Origin of the sequence: Shewanella sp. c952 (assembly GCF_019654975.1) — a bacterium.
GTDB lineage: Bacteria > Pseudomonadota > Gammaproteobacteria > Enterobacterales > Shewanellaceae > Shewanella.
Genome location: NZ_BPEW01000014.1, coordinates 52,539 through 69,873, shown reverse-complemented (window position 1 = coordinate 69,873; position 17,335 = coordinate 52,539). Strand labels below are relative to the sequence as shown.

Genomic DNA, 17,335 nt, shown 5'->3' with positions numbered 1-17,335 from the left:
GCTGCGATGGCTCGCGGCTATGTTACCCAATCGCTGCCTAATGTGCCATCAACAGATTTTATCGAATCAAACGGGTATTTGTACTGTTTGTTTAAACGCCTCTATTTATCATGTACCTGTTTGTTTAGGTTGCGGTAAGGAGATGCTTTTGCTGGCCGAATACTGCGGAAGATGTCAGCACAGCTGTAATCTAAAGGTGATCGCGGCTTGTCGCTATCATGATGGTCTCGGACCTTGGGTGGGGCAGATAAAATATCAGGCGCAGTTCGCGGTCATTGAGGTGATGGTTGATGCGCTTATTCGTCGGTTACGTTTTTTAGTTGAGCAAGGCTTTATAAAAATGCCACAAGCCTTTATCGCAGTGCCATTGCACCCTAAGCGACTAAGGAAGCGAGGTTTTAACCAAGCTTGGTTAATTGCAAAAACACTGTCGAATAAGTTACAGCTGCCGCTGCTTGATGATGTGATTATTAGACAAGCGAACACTTTACCTCAGGCTGGCTTATCTGGCACTTTGCGCCGGAAAAACCTGCTTGATGCCTTTAGCTTAACGGCTGATATTAGTCAGCAGCGAGTCGCCATCGTTGATGATGTGGTCACCACTGGCACCACAGTTTCAGAAATCGCTAAGCTGTTATCTAAGCAGTATATCGATGCGCAAGTCTGGTGCCTCGCAAGAGCGGAGGCGCCAGGGCTCAATTAAAAGAGTGGCAACGGCTAATGAAGCGCTGGAATAAAGTAGAGTGCATTGGCGTAAAGTTTTTCTGAACCGAGCCAGATATTCCTAAACAAGAGGTTATCAGTCAATGCTACGACCGCCCCTTTACCTCTGGACTCAACAACAATCGCCGGTGAACTAGCAAAACTGCTCTGATACTCTTGTGCCATATAGCCGCTTAATAGTGGCTGTGAGGAGTAGCTTGCTGCGACGCTAAAGTCGTTAGTTGCTTGTGCAAAACCGAGTGCTTTGTTTTTCATTATCGCTAAACGATTGCCGGTAATGCCAAAGTTCATTGGGTGGCTTTTATCCAGTTTTAATTCCACAATTGCGCCACCAATCTCTTGTCTGGCACTGAAGGAGGATTTTTTATCAAAAGTAAGGCCTGCACCGTTAAAGAGCTGCTTATAAAAGCGCTCGCTCCTGAGGCTGGTCTTGAGAAAGTTGGCTTTATTGAGCCAAGTAAGCGCGCCTTTTTGTGCGATCACCGTGCCGCCATCAGCGGTAAACGGAGCTAACTTACGAGCGAATTTTTCATCTAAACTACTGTAACTGCCGCCAGCCAGAATAATATGGCTGTAATCGCTGAGCTTGACAGCACTGAGACTGTTAATATCGACTAAGGTTGTCGGCACGTTAAGTTGTGTGTCCAAGTAATACCAAATCTGACCAACTTCGGGTATAGAAGTCCCTTTACCGCTAATAATCAGCGGCTTGATTGGGCGGACAACTTTAAAGTCTGGGCTGCCTAAGTCGATGCCACTGACTGAACTGCTTGAGTTTGTCGCGCTAATTTCCAGTTGCATCTCTTGGCTGAGCTTAAGCAGTATTTTATTCAAATCACTGGCAGAGTGACCATCTTGTTTTAAAGGTATCTGTAATGTACCTGCAGGGAAGTCTAGTTGACGATTATTACTTTTTATCGCAAACGGCTTGCCAGCAAATTTAACCATAACACCTTGATTAAGCAATTGCTGTAATGCGGGTGCGGCTTGGTGTTGGCGCCAATCAATTAACAAGGCAACGGCTTTGGGTGACCATTTAGGCTGCTTAAACTGCGGTGCAGTCTGGCTTAATACGCTGAGTTCAAGTTTTACATTTTGTCGTACGGTTAAGTTTAAAGCGTGTTGTAAATTCCAAGTTGAGACGTCATAAAAAGTCGGATCGTTAAATTCAGTTCTATTATCAAATAGTGCTGCTAATAATGAACTTTGAGCTTGGTGGTCTGGCACGAAAATACTACTGTCTACTTCAAATGAACCACCGCCTTGAGTGAGTGGATTGGTCAGATAGTAATATTCAATTTTGTGCTGTGATAACAGTGCTGTTAGCTGCTTAATACGCTGATTGTCATCGGTTGTAGAGATTAAACGTCCAGATTGACGCGGTTTCTTTTTCTTCGGTTTCTGGTGTTTACCACTGAAGAAATCAGCTTGGTATTGCTGCAATTCAGCCTTGAGTGCTAGTGCGCCTTTCAAGCTAGAAATAGAGGTTGCATATTGATTGTCAATGGCATCAGTGAACCGCACTACACCGTTAGTCGAGTCCTGTTGTTGCCCACGGGCACTGGCCTGTTCAAACAATACGCCTATTGCGCCATTAATATCGGGATAGGTTGAGCCTTTGCCATAAAAAAAATCATCAAATAACTGCTGGCTAAAATAGCTCTGTTTTTTATCATCTAATGCAGCTTGGTGATATGCCGCTAGTTTAATGGTCAACTTTTGATTGGCGGCTGGTGTTAGCGGGTGAGTGCGCTCAGGTACACCGGGTTGGAAAAAGTAAGTTTGGTTGTGACCCATCTCGTGAAAATCACCTACGTAATGCGGTTGCCAACGGTGAAAGAGTGCTACTCTTCCTTGAGACTCCGGGTGCCTGAGAAACAACCAGTCTCGATTTAAGTCTGCTAGATAATGGTTACTTCTGCCGCTTGGCCAGCCTTGCTTATGTTCTTTGTGGTTTGGATCGCTAACAGCGACTTTGCCCGCATAACCATTGGCCCAAGTTGAAAACCTATCCATGCCATCAGGATTCTGGCTTGGAGTTATGAGTACTACAGCATTTTCAAGTAGGTTCGTCACCCATTTTTCTTCACTGGTTGCCAGCATGTGGCTTAGTTTTAATGCGGCATGGGCACCGCTGGCTTCATCACCATGTATTGAATAGGCTAGCCAAATAACAATTGGGCCAGACTGTTCACCGAGGTACTTGACCTGCTGACGTTGCTTAAGGATCTCAGCTAATTTTTGCTGATTATTAGCTGAGGTGATTACCGCTGTCAGCTGCAGCCGCCCCTCGTGGCTGCTGCCGGTATTCTCTAGCGATACTCTCGGGTTCTGTTTTGCTATCTCTTTAAGGTAGTAGTTGACTTGATCATGACGCAGTAGATGCTGCCCAAGTGGGTAGCCAAGAAACTCTTCTGGACTGGTGGTGGTCACTCCATAAAGGGGATTATCAGTCAGTCGGGTCTTTTTTGCCTCTGCTGAAACAGAGTGCAACATCAAAAAGACGAATATAAAGGTAACAGCAGTTTTCAGCATCGAAATGTTCATTATATTTATAATATTACGCTTAAATTACCAGCTCAGCAGCGACAAAACCACAGCCAGTAGAGATAAAAAAATGTGATCAGAACTGCGTTAATTCGCTTAGTGTGAGCATTAAGGGCTACAAAGCGTGGCGCAGTAAGAGTATTATAGGGCTAATTCTTACTAAAACACTCAGGTTTATCCCTGACGGAGCTATGTTTTCATGATTACCATTTCCGAAACAGCTCAGGCGCATTTTGTTAATCTGTTATCAGATCAGCCTGAAGGAACTCACATTCGAGTCTTTGTTATCAGCCCTGGCACAGCGCAGGCTGAGTGTGGTGTTTCTTACTGTCCACCAGATGCTGTTGAAGCAGATGACACAGAACTAGAGTTTAATGGCTTTAATGCCATGGTTGACGAGAAGAGCGCTCCTTTTCTTGAAGAAGCCACTATCGATTTTGTTACAGACCAGTTAGGTTCTCAGCTAACGCTTAAAGCGCCTAATGCTAAGATGCGCAAAGTCTCTGGTGATGCACCATTGGTTGAGCGTATTGAGTATGTTATTCAGTCAGAGATCAATCCACAGCTAGCAAGTCACGGTGGTAACATCGTGCTAGTCGAAATTACTGAAGATGGCATTGCGGTGCTGCAGTTTGGTGGTGGTTGTAATGGTTGTTCTATGGTTGATGTGACCCTAAAAGATGGCATTGAAAAGCAGCTGCTTGATATGTTCCCTGGTGAACTGACTGGTGTTAAAGACGTTACAGAGCACCAGCATGGTGATCACTCTTACCAGTAATAACAATCAGTAACGTTATGATTGAATCGAAAACGCGACCATTGGTCGCGTTTTTTATGCTGATTTGGTATTAGTCGAGCACTTTTTTTAGTTTAAACCAGTAATGTGCAGACAATGTTAGGCTCCGAGCCACCATAAATGCACTCATCGCAGCCCATAGGGCATGATTCCCCAACGTTTGCAGTGCATACCAAGTGGGAAAGAACACCCCAAAGGTGGCGATAATCATGCTGTTGCGCATGATTTTACCTTGCGCCGCACCGATATATACACCATCAAAAAGGTAGGAGCCAAAGGCCAACAGTGGCAGGAATATCACCCAGACAAGATAGTCATTGGCGACCTGTTGCACCTGTGAAATACTGGTAAGCGCGCTAATGATGCTACTGCCTGCGACAGCAAAAAACAGCGTAAAGGCAACGGCAGCAATTGCCGACCATGCCCAAGCTAATGCGACGGATTCTCTCATCAAGCGACTGTCTTTACGGCCATAAGCTCTACCAACTTCGGCTTCGGCATAGTAAGCAATACCATCGAGAGCATAAGAGATAAGTAGCAGTAGGTTTAATAGTACGGCATTGGCCGCCACCGTATTGTCACCTAGGCTAGCACCGTAAAATGTCATAAATGCAAAGGAGAGCTGTAAGCACAAACTGCGGACAAAAATATCGGTATTGAGGCTAATAATCTTGCGGTAACTTTGCAGTGTCAGTTGCTTACAAATCGTCAGTAGTTGAAAATCGCCTAAACGATTGAGCTGGCGTCTCACCAGTGTTAGCGCAACCGCAAAGCCTGCCATATCTGCAAATACAGATGCTAGTGCCGCGCCACGAACGCCCCAATCTAGACCGATAACAAACACAACATCTAAAATAATATTGACTAGATTAGCTACAATTAACTGCCACATCGCGGCTTTTGGTTGTTGCCTACCGAGTAACCAGCCAAGCATGACTAGGTTTAATAGTGCGAATGGGGTTGACCAGATCCGTACTTGGAAATACTCACGGCAATAGCGTTCGACCTCAACACTGGCATCGGACATTGCCATGGCTAGATTAACGATTGGCAGTTGTAACAATACAGCGGCAAGCCCAAATATCAGTGCTAGACTTCCTGCTTGAACAAGTAAGCGATATTGCTGTTGGGTGTCATTTGCGCCGTAGGCTTGGGCAACTAATCCAGTGGTTGCCATGCGTAAAAAGCCAAGTAACCATATAATTAAGGTTATAATCGTTGACCCAACAGCCACGCCGCCTAAATAATAGGCATTACTGAGGTGGCCAACAACGGCTGTGTCGACAAGGCCAAGCAGCGGAACAGTAATATTCGACAGGATCATTGGCAATGCCAATGCGAGAAGCTGTCGGTTCTTTTGTTGGTTTAACAGTATGGCAATCATTTTAGAGGTCTAATATTTATGGTTAAAAACGTGTTACTCGCGCTATTGGCGCTGACGGGTTTTTCTGTGCAAGCGGCGGTGATTCTGCAATATCACCACGTATCTGATACCACTCCGGCTATCACTAGTGTAACGCCAGCCCAATTTAAAGAGCAGATGCAGTACTTGGCTGAAAACAACTTCAATGTTGTACCACTGTCTACAGTTGTAGCATCGATAAAGGCTAAGCAGCATCTACCAGCCAAAACGATTGCAATTACCTTTGATGATGGATATCGCAGTATCGCAAATACAGCGCATCCTATCTTAAAGCAATACAAATTCCCCTACACGCTTTTTGTCTCAGTGGAGCCAATACAAAAGAAGTATGGTGAGATGATGAGCTGGCAGCAATTGATCACGCTCTCTGAAGAGGGCGCTGAAATTGCCAACCATACTTGGGGACATGAACACCTGATCCGTATGGAAAAAGGTGAGAGTGAACAGCAGTGGTTAACTCGCATCGAGAATAATATTTTGCGCACCGAATCGGAGATTGCTCAAGCGACTGGCCAAAACCATAAAATGTTGGCCTACCCCTATGGCGAATACAATCAACAGATCGAAGATATGTTGACTAAGCATGGTTTCGTGGCTTTTGGTCAGCAATCGGGGGCAGCTGGACCACACTCACCTTTAACGGCGTTACCAAGGTTTCCGGTTGCGGGGGCTTACGCCGATCTAGATAGTTTGAAGGTCAAGTTGCATAGCCTTAATATGCCAGTGATTGAGCAGACTAATAGTGACCCACAGTTGCAGTTTGGTCAGTGGCGACCGGAGATTAAAGTGAAGCTGGATATGTCTGACATCAATGCGTCACAGCTGATGTGTTTTATCCAAGGGCAGGGTGCTAAAAAGCCTAATTGGATCAGTGCTGATGAATTTACTATTCGTGCAGAGCTCGACTTGCCTGCGGGGCGTTCGCGCTATAACTGTACGGCACCAAGTAAACATCAAGGCGGTTACTACTGGTTTTCGCAGCCTTGGGTAAGAGCCAAAGATAATGGTGAGTGGATAGCAGAGTAATACCAATCAGTATAAGACGTTGATCTACTCAGAGTGTTTTTTGCGAACTAATTCAATGCGGATAATGGCACAATGATTATTCCCTTATGAAACGCAGAAGTAGCAAGCCAAAGCACTTCTTCTTATAGGCGTGTTTTAGCGACTCTGATGCTGCGTTAATGAACTTGAACATGGAACAACTATGCACTTGATTCATTGCAAACAACATGAGCAAGCTTGTTCCTGACATGCTTAAGGCACTCCCTCCCTCCCTCCTTAGAGGTCTGGTATCGGAGGGATGAGAGCAAGGATGCTCGAAGCTAGAATAATGCAGAAGCGATTATCGAGAGTAACGCAGGAGCAGTTACCGAGGAGCATTTAATGAGCTTACCTCAAAGCGGCTAAATTCTCGCTGAGCGATAAAATCTTTATACTTATTGGTATAACAACTTACTCGTGGGAGAAGCTAGCGGTGACAATTAACCAAGGGTGTACTTTTATTTAGTTAAAGCGCTCTTGGTCAGGAATGGTGAGTTGTTGTAAGTTAGATTCTGAAAAAAGTGCTCTAATAACCTCATTATTGAATCTTCTTAATCGCCACAATAGCGGTACATTCGCCGACACCATCAAATAAAATACTGGAAATAAAGCTCGCTGATGGCGCTAACATGTTAGCTATTTTTCGATTCACCTGGGTGTAGTCATCAACAGTTATATTGCCATGAGCGAGATAGATACAGCCCACAACAGTTTCGATAGCGCTGCGTTGCAGGTAACTAAACAGAGTTTTATGACAGTTAAATGCTAGCAGTACCTCAGATGCATCTGTTAGCAGCCGCACATCTGCAATATCTAAATTATTAGGCATTTCTTGAGAGTAAAGTTTTGCTTTCAGATTAGTCTTAACATTCCATATTGGCTCATGCTCATTTGAAATGTTGTCAAAAAATGCTGCGGTGCAATCGTGTTCATCACAGACTTGTTTAATGGACAGTTTTTTCGCTGGGGAGGCCCCACTGACAAGCAGTAGATCGAGACGGGCTTTTGAGATGGCACTCTCTGACAGGCTATCAATCGCCAGGTAAAAATCAGCTTCTACAAAGTGAGCTTTAGCGATTTTAGTGGCAGCTGTTATGCCTATTTTTACTTGTTCTAATTCTTCTGCAAGTTCAAACATCGATACTCAATTTATTCAATTCGCATCATATAGGGGTTGCAGTGCACTATAGCGCTTTATTGAGTATTTTCGAAATAGCGGATTATTTTAAGTAGCTGTTATTAAAAATTTATTCAGTTAGTTAAGTTTCAGGCAAGCTGGCAATACCCTTCAAGGTCAGTGAGCAGTTATATATCCGGAGAGGTCATTTTAAATGAATTATCCTGTGCCGTACTTCTCAATCAGGGCATTCACATCGTGAATAAGCGCACTGTTCTTGATTTGCGGCAGCTTACCTGGCGTATCCGATTTAGGCTTGATAATGGCCACTTTCTCACCTTGGGGGGAAACTAGCGCAAACGAAGCACTGTGATCGACCTGATAATCTTCTCCATCACCCACCATGGCATACACAAAGCCGAGGCTACGAGTTATTGGGTATAGCTGTTTATGCTCAGCGGTGACGGCAACAAACTCAGGGTTAAAGAAGTTAGCGTAATTAAGTAAGGTATCGGTTGAATCTCGCTGTGGATCAACCGATAGGAAGATTACTTGTAAGTCAGCATGTTCTGATAGTGACGGATAGGCTGCAGTGAGTTTTCCCATAGTGGTAGGGCAAACATCTGGGCAGGAGGTATAGCCGATAAAAAACAGGCTCCACTTTCCTGATAAGTCATCATTAGTAAACGCTTTACCATGCTGATCTGTTAAAGAAAATGGAGCAATGGCTTGGGGAGTAGGAAACTCAAAACTTGTCTGTAACAGCAGTTCTTTTGGCTGACTAAATTGGACTGCCGCCCAAGCGCCAGCTGAGGCGATAACTATCGCCGTTAATATCCATGACAATTTCATTTTAATTTCCTCTCCTTAAGCTGGCGTTGGTATTAGACCCACAAGTAATGGTCAACCAAGAGTGCAATAAACAGCAGCATCAGGTGATAGATTGAGAACTTAAATACGTTCATCGCGAGACCTGGTGTTTCGTGAAACTTAAGCTGCCATGCTTTATAGATAAAACCTGCGCTTAATAGGGTAGAGCTGACCAAATACACTGGGCCGCACATACCTACTAGGACAGGCAGCAAGCAAGCGATGGCAAGTAAGATGGTGTAGAGGAAAATACAGGTTTTAGTAAATTCAACACCATGGGTAACTGGTAACATGGGAATATCTACTTTGGCGTACTCGGCTTTGCGGTGAATAGCTAGCGCCCAAAAATGCGGTGGGGTCCAAGCAAAAATGATTATCACCAACAGTAGCGCATTGCCGTGAAACTCGCCGGTTACTGAAGTCCAACCCAGTAGTGGCGGCATCGCTCCTGCAAGCCCGCCAACCACAATATTTTGTGGCGTTGCACGCTTTAAGTAGGCGGTGTAAACCACAGCATAACCAATGAGGCTAGCAAAAGTGAGCCATGCAGTTAATGGATTGACCAGAGCATAAAGAATAACAAAGCCTAATATCCCAATGCCAAATGAGAAAATCAGCGCTTTGGCAATTGAGACTTTGCCTTTGGGCAATGGGCGGTTATAGGTTCTTGCCATCAAGCCGTCAATGCGGCGATCGATAAGGTGGTTAAATGCCGCTGCAGCGCCAGCCATCATACCAATGCCTGCCATACCCGCGATGAGAGGCTGCAGTGGCACCGTTCCTGGCACGGCGAGGCACATTCCTACCAGCACAGTTAATAGCATTAAGGCGACGACTTTGGGCTTGGTCATTTCGTAATAGGCACGCCACTGGATTAGTGGTGTTGCTGCGCCTCTGGTTATGGTTATTTGTTTTTCCATGGCTTGCACCTCATTGTCCTCACTGGACACACTTAAATGGGTTGAAATCCGCTTACTTATTATTTGTTCATCGCAGAGTGTTGCTATGCTTTTCGCCATAAGGCGTAATTGATAAATACCAATGTCAGCAGCAGAAGTGCTGCCCCCGCGTTATGAGATACCGCTACTCCTAAAGGTAGGTGTAACACTACATTGCTAATACCAAGAATGACCTGCAACACCACTAACCCAGCTAATAACCAAGCGGCATTACGAATAATTTTTGAATGCGCTTTGGTGATAAGATTGAAAGCTAACCAAAGCAGCATTATCGCGGTGATAATCGCGCCAATACGATGGGCAACATGAATCGTCATTCGAGCTGAGTAATCTAATACGCCAAACTCATAGCTGGGATGATCGCCTTGGAATGGTGAAAAAGCAGCACTGAAGTCGAGATTATCTACCCAATTACCCTCGCAAATAGGTAATGAAGTACAAGCCAGAGCTGCGTAGTTAGAAGAGGTCCAGCCACCTAAGATGATCTGTAATAACAGCACGCCAATACACATTAAGGCGAAAGCTGATAGCTTTCTGGCGGGAGCGTCCCCCCCCGGTATTCGTAAAGGCTTACAGCGAAGGTAGAGCAGTAAGAGCAATGAGAATAGTGCAAAGCCACCGATAAGATGTGACATCACCACAATTGGCATCAGTTTCATGGTGACTGTCCACATCCCCAGTGCCGCTTGAAAAACGATTAATGCAGCAATAAACATCGGTAGTTTTTTGGGAGCATCTGCTTTACGTAAGCTCATGATCAAAATGACTAGCACCATCAACCCTAATGTGCCGGCAATATAGCGATGGATCATTTCAAGCCAGGCTTTTTCTGATTCTACAGTGTACTCTGGAAAGGCATCTTTTGCTGCTGTGAGTTCATGGCTCGCACTTGGGACTTTAACCATGCCATAGCAACCAGGCCAATCTGGGCAGCCAAGACCGGCATCTGAAAGACGGGTGTAAGCTCCCATCATGATGACGCACAAAGTAAAAACTAAAGTGACTTTTAGTAGAGGTTTAATATCCATTAAGTACCTCCATGTTTTGGTTATCTGTCATAAAGAAGCAGGTATAAGCCAACTGATGCATAATTACAGGCAGAGTAAAAACTAAAGTGATCTTAAGTAGCGGCTTTATATCCATTAGCCGATCCTCGAAAGCTTAAGCATCTTTCTTAAGTCAGCCACAATTGCCTTACCCTGCATTATTTGAGCCTGATGACTGGTGGTGATTGGGTAACTCATGACCATGCTACCTAGGGGATCAACGACGACAAACTGTTGATCTTTGAGTAGTTGAGTGAGCGCAGGTGTTGGCGTTGCAGTCATAAAATCGAATGAGGATAGTGCTGAGCTGTCACTGTTTTCATCAAGCATAATGATGGTATGCACGCGGTCTTGATTTCGACCCATTGCAATATGGCTTTGCTGTAAAATATAGAGTCTATCTAAACAGGTTGTGTCGCAAATCGGGGGCAGTTGATACAACAATTGCCACTCTCTAGGTTGAGGGTTTGTCATATCTAAGCTTTGGTAGTTCATACCGACTTCAAGCAGCTCGCCCTTGTTGGTTGCTCCACCATTATACAGTCCAAAACTTAAAATCAGTTTGGCAGCAATAACGGGTACCGCAAAAGCCAAAAGTAGTAATAGTAGTGTTTTCTTGCCGTTCTTTTTGGGGGAGTTCATTCCATCTCCTCTGTATTATTTGGGTACCACGTTACCTTATTGCTGCAGTACCTTTATGAGGTCTTGTCAGCATGCATTACCAATACAGCTAAGGTAATAAGCAAAACGACGGTAATCGTGAACAGCTTAATATCAGTACATCCCGGAACGGCTAGGATGCATATTTTCTAACCTACATGGTCTATTCTGCCTTAGCAATAGCCATGTCAGTTTTTAATTTTTATGATTATCTTGTTGTTTTAATTTACGAAAAAACAAAAAGAGCATGATAACTGCAAATACTCCGGCCATACTGAACCACTGCACTGCATATCCTTGATGTTTTTGTGCTGATAATGGAATCGGTTGCCATGGATGAATACGACTATCACCTGGAATATTATTGGGTTGCAGCACGACTGGCAGCAGTGGCTTATCAATTAACAGCGCAAGCTGCTCTATGTTTAAATTTTGGATCCGTATAGGTGAGCCTGTTTCGGCCATGAGCTCTGAACTCATCGGATTCATCTGTTTTTGGTAGACACGCCCGCTTAACGCTAAAGGACTTGTTAGCGCTGCAACGTTAGGCAGCATTGAGCGATCAATACTTCCCGCCTCAAAGCCTAATTCGACTAATAACCATGGTTTATCTGGCGCGACCTCAAATGCTTGATAGGCTAAATAGCCAACTCTACCGTTAACGGTTTGGTTATCTAAAAGAAATACTTGCTGCAGAATGGGCGTGACGTGAGTACTCAGTTTGTAGCCAGTTAGGTTGTCATTGCCAAGGTGAGCGAGGAGTTGCTCATAAGTCAGTACGCTAGCGTTTTGTCGTTGACTTAGCGCTGCTTGCCATTGCTGTTTCTGCTCTGCCCGTTCAAGCTGCCAAAAACCAAGCTTGACCAAAATTGTAAACACCATCAAAGTAGAAAGTACGATAAACAACCAAATGCCTAAAGCCCCAATTTTTGGAGATTTAATGAATATGCTATTTGTTTTTAAACTGGTTTTAGTACTACTACTGCTGTTCATATTGGTTAATTTAGCGAGAGCCCTATTTGTGATGGTTAAAGGTGAAAAGAGTGTACCCATGAGCCAATATCTAGGCCGACGGGTACTCTTCTCTGTGCTGGTCATTATGTTACTGCTAGTGGCCTTAGCGACCGGGGTTATTGCGCCAAACCCCAGACCTTATTAGTCAACCACCCGTGTGCTATTAATTGCTGTTAAAGCACATAAACAAATATAAATAGGCACAACCAAACTACATCAACAAAGTGCCAATACCAACTACCCGCTTGGAACGCAAAGTGATGTTCGGGGCTGAAATGGCCTTTCAGTACCCTGAAAAACAACACAATCAGAAATACGGTGCCTAACGTCACGTGCATACCGTGAAAACCGGTTAGTAGAAAGAAGGTATTGCCGTAAACGCCAGATTCGAGTGTTAGCCCCATCTCTTGATAGGCATGGATATACTCTTCAGCTTGCAAGAATAAAAAACCGATACCCAACACAATGGTCAATGCTAACCAGGCGGTTAGTGCCTGACGCTTGTTTTTTTCAAGCCCTACATGGGCAAAGTGCAGTGTCACAGATGATGTCAGCAGAATAAGGGTGTTGTATAGCGGTAAACCTGTCCAGCCCATCGCTTCGGTCGTAGTGCCATCAGGCGTGGTGACAAGTGGCCAAACCGCTTCAAATGTTGGCCACAGTACTTCGTGGGTCATGGCATTGTTGGATGCGCCGCCAAGCCATGGAATCGCAATCATTCTGGCGTAAAATAGCGCACCGAAAAACGCGGCAAAAAACATCACCTCAGAGAAGATAAACCAGCTCATCCCTTGTCTAAATGAACGATCCATCTGTTTTGAATAGAGACCTGCCATTGATTCTGCAATAACAGTTCTAAACCAACCGAAGATCATAAAAATAATTACGGCAATTCCAGCTAATAAGATATAGCCGCCGATACCGCCTTCACTATTTAGTTCAGATACGAAGCTACCGGCGCCGAAAGCGATAAGAAACAGCCCGATTGCACCGATAATCGGCCAGGCACTTTGTGCTGGTACATAATAGGGTTCGTGTTTAGTCGTCATTTTTATCTCCTTTCTCAACCATAGAGTAAAGAGTAGTAGAGTTGGCTAGGGTAGAAATTAACTGTTTATTTTGCCTACGACTTTTTAAGGGCAAATAGTGATTTTGTTGCTGAATAAATGTCATCTTGCAGCTCCTTGCTCTACGCTACCGGCATAACTTTTATCGGTAATATTGTAGAGGGTATAAGAGAGGGTCAAGGTAGAGATGGAGTCCGGTAATTCAGGGTCCACGTAAAAGATAAGTGGTAGATCGGCAGTAGCTGTCGCCGCTAATACTTGCTGATTAAAACAGAAGCACTCTGTTTTATTAAAATAGGCAGCCCCTTGCCCTGGCGACACCGACGGTATTGCTTGGCCGACAATATGTTTCGCCGACAAATTCTTAGCAACAAAGTGAGTGCGAATAAGTTCTCCAGGGTGAACTTGCATACTGTTCATTTGAGGCTTGAACTCCCAAGGCATGTCGCTTTGTACTTGGGAAACAAACTCAATGGTGACTGTTCTATTTTTATCTACCGTAACGGGCTTATAAACACTGGCGGTACTTTGGGTCTTGCCGTTAATACCCAGCGTGTCGCATAGCACGTCATACAGCGGCACGAGAGCAAAGCCGAAGCCAAACATTCCCACAGCGCCTAATAGCAGCATGGTAATTAACTTTCGGTTTGATTTGCTCTGTGGCTGGCTCATTTTTACTTCACCTCAGGTGGTGTTGTAAACGAGTGGTAAGGCGCTGGGCTTGGTATTGTCCATTCCAATCCTTCTGCGCCATCCCATGGTTTGGCTGGGGCTTTTTCGCCGCCACGAATACATTTGATCACTACAGCTAAAAAGATTAGCTGCGACAATCCAAAGGCAAAGCCACCAATCGACACGATCTGATTTACATCTGCAAACTGAATAGCGTAATCAGGTATTCGACGAGGCATACCTGCAAGTCCCAAGAAGTGCATTGGGAAAAACAGTACGTTTACCGAGATAACCGAGCACCAGAAGTGCCAGCGACCCAAACTCTCGCTATACATGTTGCCAGTCCATTTTGGCAGCCAGTAGTACGCTGCAGCCATAATGGAAAATATCGCGCCGGTTACCAATACATAGTGGAAATGCGCCACCACAAAGTAGGTATCGTGGTATTGAAAATCAGCGGGGGTAATCGCCAGCATTAGCCCTGAAAAACCGCCGATGGTAAACAGGATAATAAATGCCACTGCAAATAGCATTGGTGTTTCAAAACTAATCGACCCACGCCACATAGTCGCGACCCAGTTAAATACCTTAACGCCAGTCGGTACTGCGATAAGCATGGTGCAATACATGAAGAAGAGTTCGGCGAACACCGGCATCCCCGTGGTAAACATATGATGCGCCCAAACTAAGAACGACAACACCGCAATACTGGCTGTGGCGTACACCATAGAGGCATAACCAAACAAAGGCTTACGACTGAAGGCGGGAACAATGGCGGAGATAATACCGAAGGACGGTAAAATCATAATGTAAACTTCAGGGTGACCAAAGAACCAGAATATATGCTGGAACATGACTGGATCACCACCTCCTGCAGCGTCGAAGAAGCTGGTGGCGAAGTACTTATCGGTTAATACCATGGTGACAGTTCCGGCTAATACCGGCATCACCGCTATTAGCAGGAATGCGGTGATCAACCAGGTCCATACAAACAGCGGTAGCTTCATCCATGTCATGCCTGGAGCACGCATATTGACGATGGTCACCACAACGTTAATTGCGCCCATAATCGAGCTCATGCCCATGATATGTACTGAAAACACGAATAGAGCAGTGCTGTCAGGGCTATAAGTCGTTGATAATGGAGCATAGAAAGTCCAACCAAAGTTAGGCCCGCCACCTTCCATAAACAAAGAACTTAACAGAATGGCAAACGCAAACGGTAGGATCCAAAAACTCCAGTTGTTCATGCGCGGTAGTGCCATATCAGGCGCGCCGATCATCATTGGGATAAGCCAGTTAGCTAAGCCCGTAAAGGCCGGCATCACCGCCCCAAAGACCATAACTAAGCCGTGAACTGTGGTCATCTGATTGAAAAAATTAGGCTCTACCAGTTGTAATCCCGGCTGAAATAACTCAGCTCGAATAACCATCGCCATCGCGCCACCGGTAAGGAACATAATAAAACTGAACCATAGGTAGAGCGTGCCGATATCTTTGTGGTTAGTGGTTAATATCCAGCGCATAATGCCTTTTGGCGCCCCATGATGGTCATCATGGTGATCGTCCTGAGCGGCTGGCGAATCTTGAGTAATAGTGCTCATTTTAATCCCTTACTTTCCGTGGCCATCAACATCAGACGCTTGAACAGCATCACCCGAGTTATTACCCCAAGCATTACGCTCATAGGTCACAACAGCTGCAAGCTCCTGTGGCGTCAGTTGTGAACTGAATGCCTGCATTGCCGTACCTGGTTTTCCATTAATAACAATATCAAGATGATCTGTTACAGGGCCGGTAATGATTGGACTAGCAATTAAAGACGGGAATGCGCCGGGTAAGCCTGTGCCTGCTGCCTGATGACAAGCTACGCACTTGATCATGTAAACTTTTTCGCCCATGGCCATGAGTTCATCCATGCTCAAATCGTCTAACACGGCCGCTTTGACGTCCTTAACAGTTTCATTTGCGGTCGATGCCGCTAGCTCTGTATCAGGAAGCGTTGCTGGCAACGTAACGGGAACCGCGGGGGTATCTTCAGAGGCTGCTGGAACTGAGTTAGCCGAACTGACATCTGCGGCCTGTACTGTATCGCCCGAATTATTGCCCCAAGCATTACGTTCATAGGTGACTACTGCTGCAATCTCTGTCGCGGTAAGTTGTTTTGCAAAGGCTTGCATTGCAGTACCCGGTTTACCATGAAGTACGATATCGATATGACCTGATACCGCGCCTTTGATAACCGGGCTGCCAATGAGGGATGGGAAGACACCGGGTAGGCCAGCACCATTGGGTTGGTGGCAAGCCGCACATCGAGCCAGATAAATCTGCTCGCCTTGAGCCATCAGCTCGTCCATTCCTAAGGTTTTTGACAGCGCCGCTTCTGCCTCGGCTGCAGCATTACTCGCTTGCTGTTGCTGCGCAATCAACCACTTGTCAAAATCCTCTTCAGAGACAGCTTCCACAACAATCGGCATAAAGCCATGGTCTTTACCACATAGCTCGGCACATTGACCACGGTATACACCGGGTTTATCGATTCGAGTCCAAGCTTCATTGATGAAGCCGGGGTTAGCATCTTTTTTAACAGCAAAAGCAGGTACCCACCATGAGTGAATAACGTCTTCGGATGTCATTAAGAAGCGTACTTTGCGATTGATAGGGAGTACAAGGGGTTTATCTACCTCAAGAAGGTAGTGTTCACCTTTAGTCTCGGTGCCCTCTATTTGTGCTCGAGGTGTGGACATCAAACTATAAAATTCAACGTCTTGGTCAAAGTAACTGTAATGCCACTTCCATTGCGAACCAGTGATCTTAATGGTTAAATCAGCATTACTTGGATCTTCCATAGCAATCAATGTTTTGGTTGCAGGAATAGCCATGATGATAAGAATAATAAAAGGCACTACAGTCCACAATATTTCGACTTTAGTACTTTCATGAAAGTTGGCGGCGACTGCGCCTTTTGATTTGCGGTGGTTGATCATGGCATAAATCATCACGCCAAAAACAACCAAGCCAATAGCACAACAGATGTAAAGGATGATCATGTGTAGGCTATAAACCTGTTCACTGATCGCCGTCACGCCCTCTGTCATATTAAGTGGCATTTCTGATGCAAAAAGTGCAGGCGTAAATATTAGCGCCAACACACAATACAACAATTGCTTCACTAGACTTCTCCTCTGTCAACAAGACAAAGAAGAGTCACACAGTAAGTCTCTGCTCTATGTAAACTCTTCAGTTCCCAAAAAAGCAACGATGACTTCAAAGTACACGAGTGGTTTGTCTATCGTGTCGTTTTGTGTCGACTATCGATAAGACTTTATTTATTTCCAGTATTGTTTACTGGTTAGTGTAACCACTTTGGCACCTACGGCTGAAATATATCAGGCCG

Annotated in this window: 17 protein-coding genes; 4 read left to right on the top strand and 13 right to left on the bottom strand. The window is 45.0% G+C overall.

Annotation, left to right across the window (positions count from 1 at the left end; translation table 11 throughout):
- The first annotated feature begins 19 nt into the window (after window positions 1–19).
- Complete coding sequence (locus tag K5R16_RS11375) at window positions 20–703, top strand: ComF family protein (RefSeq protein ID WP_220737685.1); 684 nt, start codon at window positions 20–22, stop codon at window positions 701–703.
- 14 nt (window positions 704–717) lie between these two features.
- Here K5R16_RS11375 and K5R16_RS11370 read toward each other — a convergent pair whose 3' ends face one another.
- A complete protein-coding gene (locus tag K5R16_RS11370) occupies window positions 718–3,258 on the bottom strand; it encodes a M14 family zinc carboxypeptidase (protein WP_220737684.1) in 2,541 nt (846 codons plus the stop codon).
- Between the two features lie 211 nt (window positions 3,259–3,469).
- On the opposite strand from K5R16_RS11370, the gene nfuA reads away from it, so the two are divergent.
- On the top strand, window positions 3,470–4,048 hold the full coding sequence (gene nfuA / locus K5R16_RS11365; RefSeq protein WP_220737683.1) for a Fe-S biogenesis protein NfuA: 579 nt from the start codon (window positions 3,470–3,472) through the stop codon (window positions 4,046–4,048).
- 70 nt (window positions 4,049–4,118) lie between these two features.
- Here the strand turns inward: nfuA and K5R16_RS11360 are convergent, their stop codons facing one another.
- Window positions 4,119–5,450, bottom strand: a complete 1,332-nt coding sequence (locus K5R16_RS11360) for an MATE family efflux transporter (RefSeq protein ID WP_220737682.1) — start codon at window positions 5,448–5,450, stop codon at window positions 4,119–4,121.
- 18 nt (window positions 5,451–5,468) lie between these two features.
- Here K5R16_RS11360 and K5R16_RS11355 point away from each other — a divergent pair, with 18 nt between their 5' ends.
- Window positions 5,469–6,515, top strand: coding sequence for a polysaccharide deacetylase family protein (locus K5R16_RS11355; protein WP_220737681.1), 1,047 nt, complete (start codon window positions 5,469–5,471; stop codon window positions 6,513–6,515).
- Window positions 6,516–7,071: 556 nt separating this feature from the next.
- Here K5R16_RS11355 and K5R16_RS11350 read toward each other — a convergent pair.
- The 7 genes from K5R16_RS11350 to K5R16_RS11325 all read right to left on the bottom strand — a co-directional run bounded on the left by K5R16_RS11350 (window position 7,072) and on the right by K5R16_RS11325 (window position 12,091).
- Complete coding sequence (locus K5R16_RS11350; protein WP_220737680.1) at window positions 7,072–7,671, bottom strand: hypothetical protein; 600 nt, start codon at window positions 7,669–7,671, stop codon at window positions 7,072–7,074.
- 198 nt (window positions 7,672–7,869) lie between these two features.
- Window positions 7,870–8,502: an SCO family protein gene (locus K5R16_RS11345; RefSeq protein WP_220737679.1), complete on the bottom strand. Its 633-nt coding sequence runs from the start codon at window positions 8,500–8,502 to the stop codon at window positions 7,870–7,872.
- Between the two features lie 32 nt (window positions 8,503–8,534).
- Window positions 8,535–9,440, bottom strand: a complete 906-nt coding sequence (gene cyoE / locus K5R16_RS11340; protein WP_220737678.1) for a heme o synthase — start codon at window positions 9,438–9,440, stop codon at window positions 8,535–8,537.
- Window positions 9,441–9,523: 83 nt separating this feature from the next.
- A complete protein-coding gene (locus tag K5R16_RS11335) occupies window positions 9,524–10,507 on the bottom strand; it encodes a heme A synthase (protein ID WP_220737677.1) in 984 nt (327 codons plus the stop codon).
- Window positions 10,497–10,622 carry a hypothetical protein gene (locus tag K5R16_RS22495; RefSeq protein ID WP_259649849.1) on the bottom strand — a complete coding sequence of 42 codons (126 nt, stop codon included), beginning with the start codon at window positions 10,620–10,622 and terminating at the stop codon, window positions 10,497–10,499. Before K5R16_RS22495 ends, K5R16_RS11335 begins: the two co-directional genes overlap by 11 nt.
- Window positions 10,622–11,167, bottom strand: coding sequence for a hypothetical protein (locus K5R16_RS11330; RefSeq protein ID WP_220737676.1), 546 nt, complete (start codon window positions 11,165–11,167; stop codon window positions 10,622–10,624). Before K5R16_RS11330 ends, K5R16_RS22495 begins: the two co-directional genes overlap by 1 nt.
- A 213-nt stretch (window positions 11,168–11,380) precedes the next feature.
- Window positions 11,381–12,091: an SURF1 family protein gene (locus K5R16_RS11325; RefSeq protein ID WP_259649848.1), complete on the bottom strand. Its 711-nt coding sequence runs from the start codon at window positions 12,089–12,091 to the stop codon at window positions 11,381–11,383.
- Window positions 12,092–12,125: 34 nt separating this feature from the next.
- Between K5R16_RS11325 and K5R16_RS11320 the strand changes: the two genes are divergently transcribed.
- Window positions 12,126–12,344, top strand: coding sequence for a DUF2909 domain-containing protein (locus K5R16_RS11320; protein WP_220737674.1), 219 nt, complete (start codon window positions 12,126–12,128; stop codon window positions 12,342–12,344).
- Window positions 12,345–12,372: 28 nt separating this feature from the next.
- On the opposite strand, the gene K5R16_RS11315 is transcribed toward K5R16_RS11320, so the two are convergent.
- The 4 genes from K5R16_RS11315 to coxB all read right to left on the bottom strand — a co-directional run bounded on the left by K5R16_RS11315 (window position 12,373) and on the right by coxB (window position 17,111).
- The gene (locus K5R16_RS11315; RefSeq protein WP_220737673.1) at window positions 12,373–13,248 is read right to left on the bottom strand and encodes a cytochrome c oxidase subunit 3; all 876 of its coding nucleotides are present in this window, start codon (window positions 13,246–13,248) and stop codon (window positions 12,373–12,375) included.
- Between the two features lie 120 nt (window positions 13,249–13,368).
- Window positions 13,369–13,938 carry a cytochrome c oxidase assembly protein gene (locus tag K5R16_RS11310; RefSeq protein WP_220737672.1) on the bottom strand — a complete coding sequence of 190 codons (570 nt, stop codon included), beginning with the start codon at window positions 13,936–13,938 and terminating at the stop codon, window positions 13,369–13,371.
- Between the two features lie 2 nt (window positions 13,939–13,940).
- Entirely contained in the window at window positions 13,941–15,542 is a 1,602-nt protein-coding gene (gene ctaD, locus K5R16_RS11305; RefSeq protein WP_220737671.1) for a cytochrome c oxidase subunit I, read from the bottom strand.
- A 9-nt stretch (window positions 15,543–15,551) separates the two neighbouring features.
- Window positions 15,552–17,111: a cytochrome c oxidase subunit II gene (gene coxB, locus K5R16_RS11300; RefSeq protein WP_220737670.1), complete on the bottom strand. Its 1,560-nt coding sequence runs from the start codon at window positions 17,109–17,111 to the stop codon at window positions 15,552–15,554.
- Window positions 17,112–17,335 lie beyond the last annotated feature (224 nt).

Coding starts and splice junctions, on each gene's coding strand:
- K5R16_RS11310 (WP_220737672.1), bottom strand. CDS start 13,938: ATGAGCCAGCCACAGAGCAAATCAAACCGAAAGTTAATTACCATGCTG.
- K5R16_RS22495 (WP_259649849.1), bottom strand. CDS start 10,622: ATGGATATAAAGCCGCTACTTAAGATCACTTTAGTTTTTACTCTGCCT.
- K5R16_RS11330 (WP_220737676.1), bottom strand. CDS start 11,167: ATGAACTCCCCCAAAAAGAACGGCAAGAAAACACTACTATTACTACTT.
- K5R16_RS11315 (WP_220737673.1), bottom strand. CDS start 13,248: ATGACGACTAAACACGAACCCTATTATGTACCAGCACAAAGTGCCTGG.
- ctaD (WP_220737671.1), bottom strand. CDS start 15,542: ATGAGCACTATTACTCAAGATTCGCCAGCCGCTCAGGACGATCACCAT.
- K5R16_RS11370 (WP_220737684.1), bottom strand. CDS start 3,258: ATGCTGAAAACTGCTGTTACCTTTATATTCGTCTTTTTGATGTTGCAC.
- K5R16_RS11350 (WP_220737680.1), bottom strand. CDS start 7,671: ATGTTTGAACTTGCAGAAGAATTAGAACAAGTAAAAATAGGCATAACA.
- K5R16_RS11320 (WP_220737674.1), top strand. CDS start 12,126: ATGAATATGCTATTTGTTTTTAAACTGGTTTTAGTACTACTACTGCTG.
- nfuA (WP_220737683.1), top strand. CDS start 3,470: ATGATTACCATTTCCGAAACAGCTCAGGCGCATTTTGTTAATCTGTTA.
- K5R16_RS11335 (WP_220737677.1), bottom strand. CDS start 10,507: ATGGATATTAAACCTCTACTAAAAGTCACTTTAGTTTTTACTTTGTGC.
- K5R16_RS11345 (WP_220737679.1), bottom strand. CDS start 8,502: ATGAAATTGTCATGGATATTAACGGCGATAGTTATCGCCTCAGCTGGC.
- K5R16_RS11355 (WP_220737681.1), top strand. CDS start 5,469: ATGGTTAAAAACGTGTTACTCGCGCTATTGGCGCTGACGGGTTTTTCT.
- K5R16_RS11360 (WP_220737682.1), bottom strand. CDS start 5,450: ATGATTGCCATACTGTTAAACCAACAAAAGAACCGACAGCTTCTCGCA.
- K5R16_RS11375 (WP_220737685.1), top strand. CDS start 20: ATGTTACCCAATCGCTGCCTAATGTGCCATCAACAGATTTTATCGAAT.
- cyoE (WP_220737678.1), bottom strand. CDS start 9,440: ATGGAAAAACAAATAACCATAACCAGAGGCGCAGCAACACCACTAATC.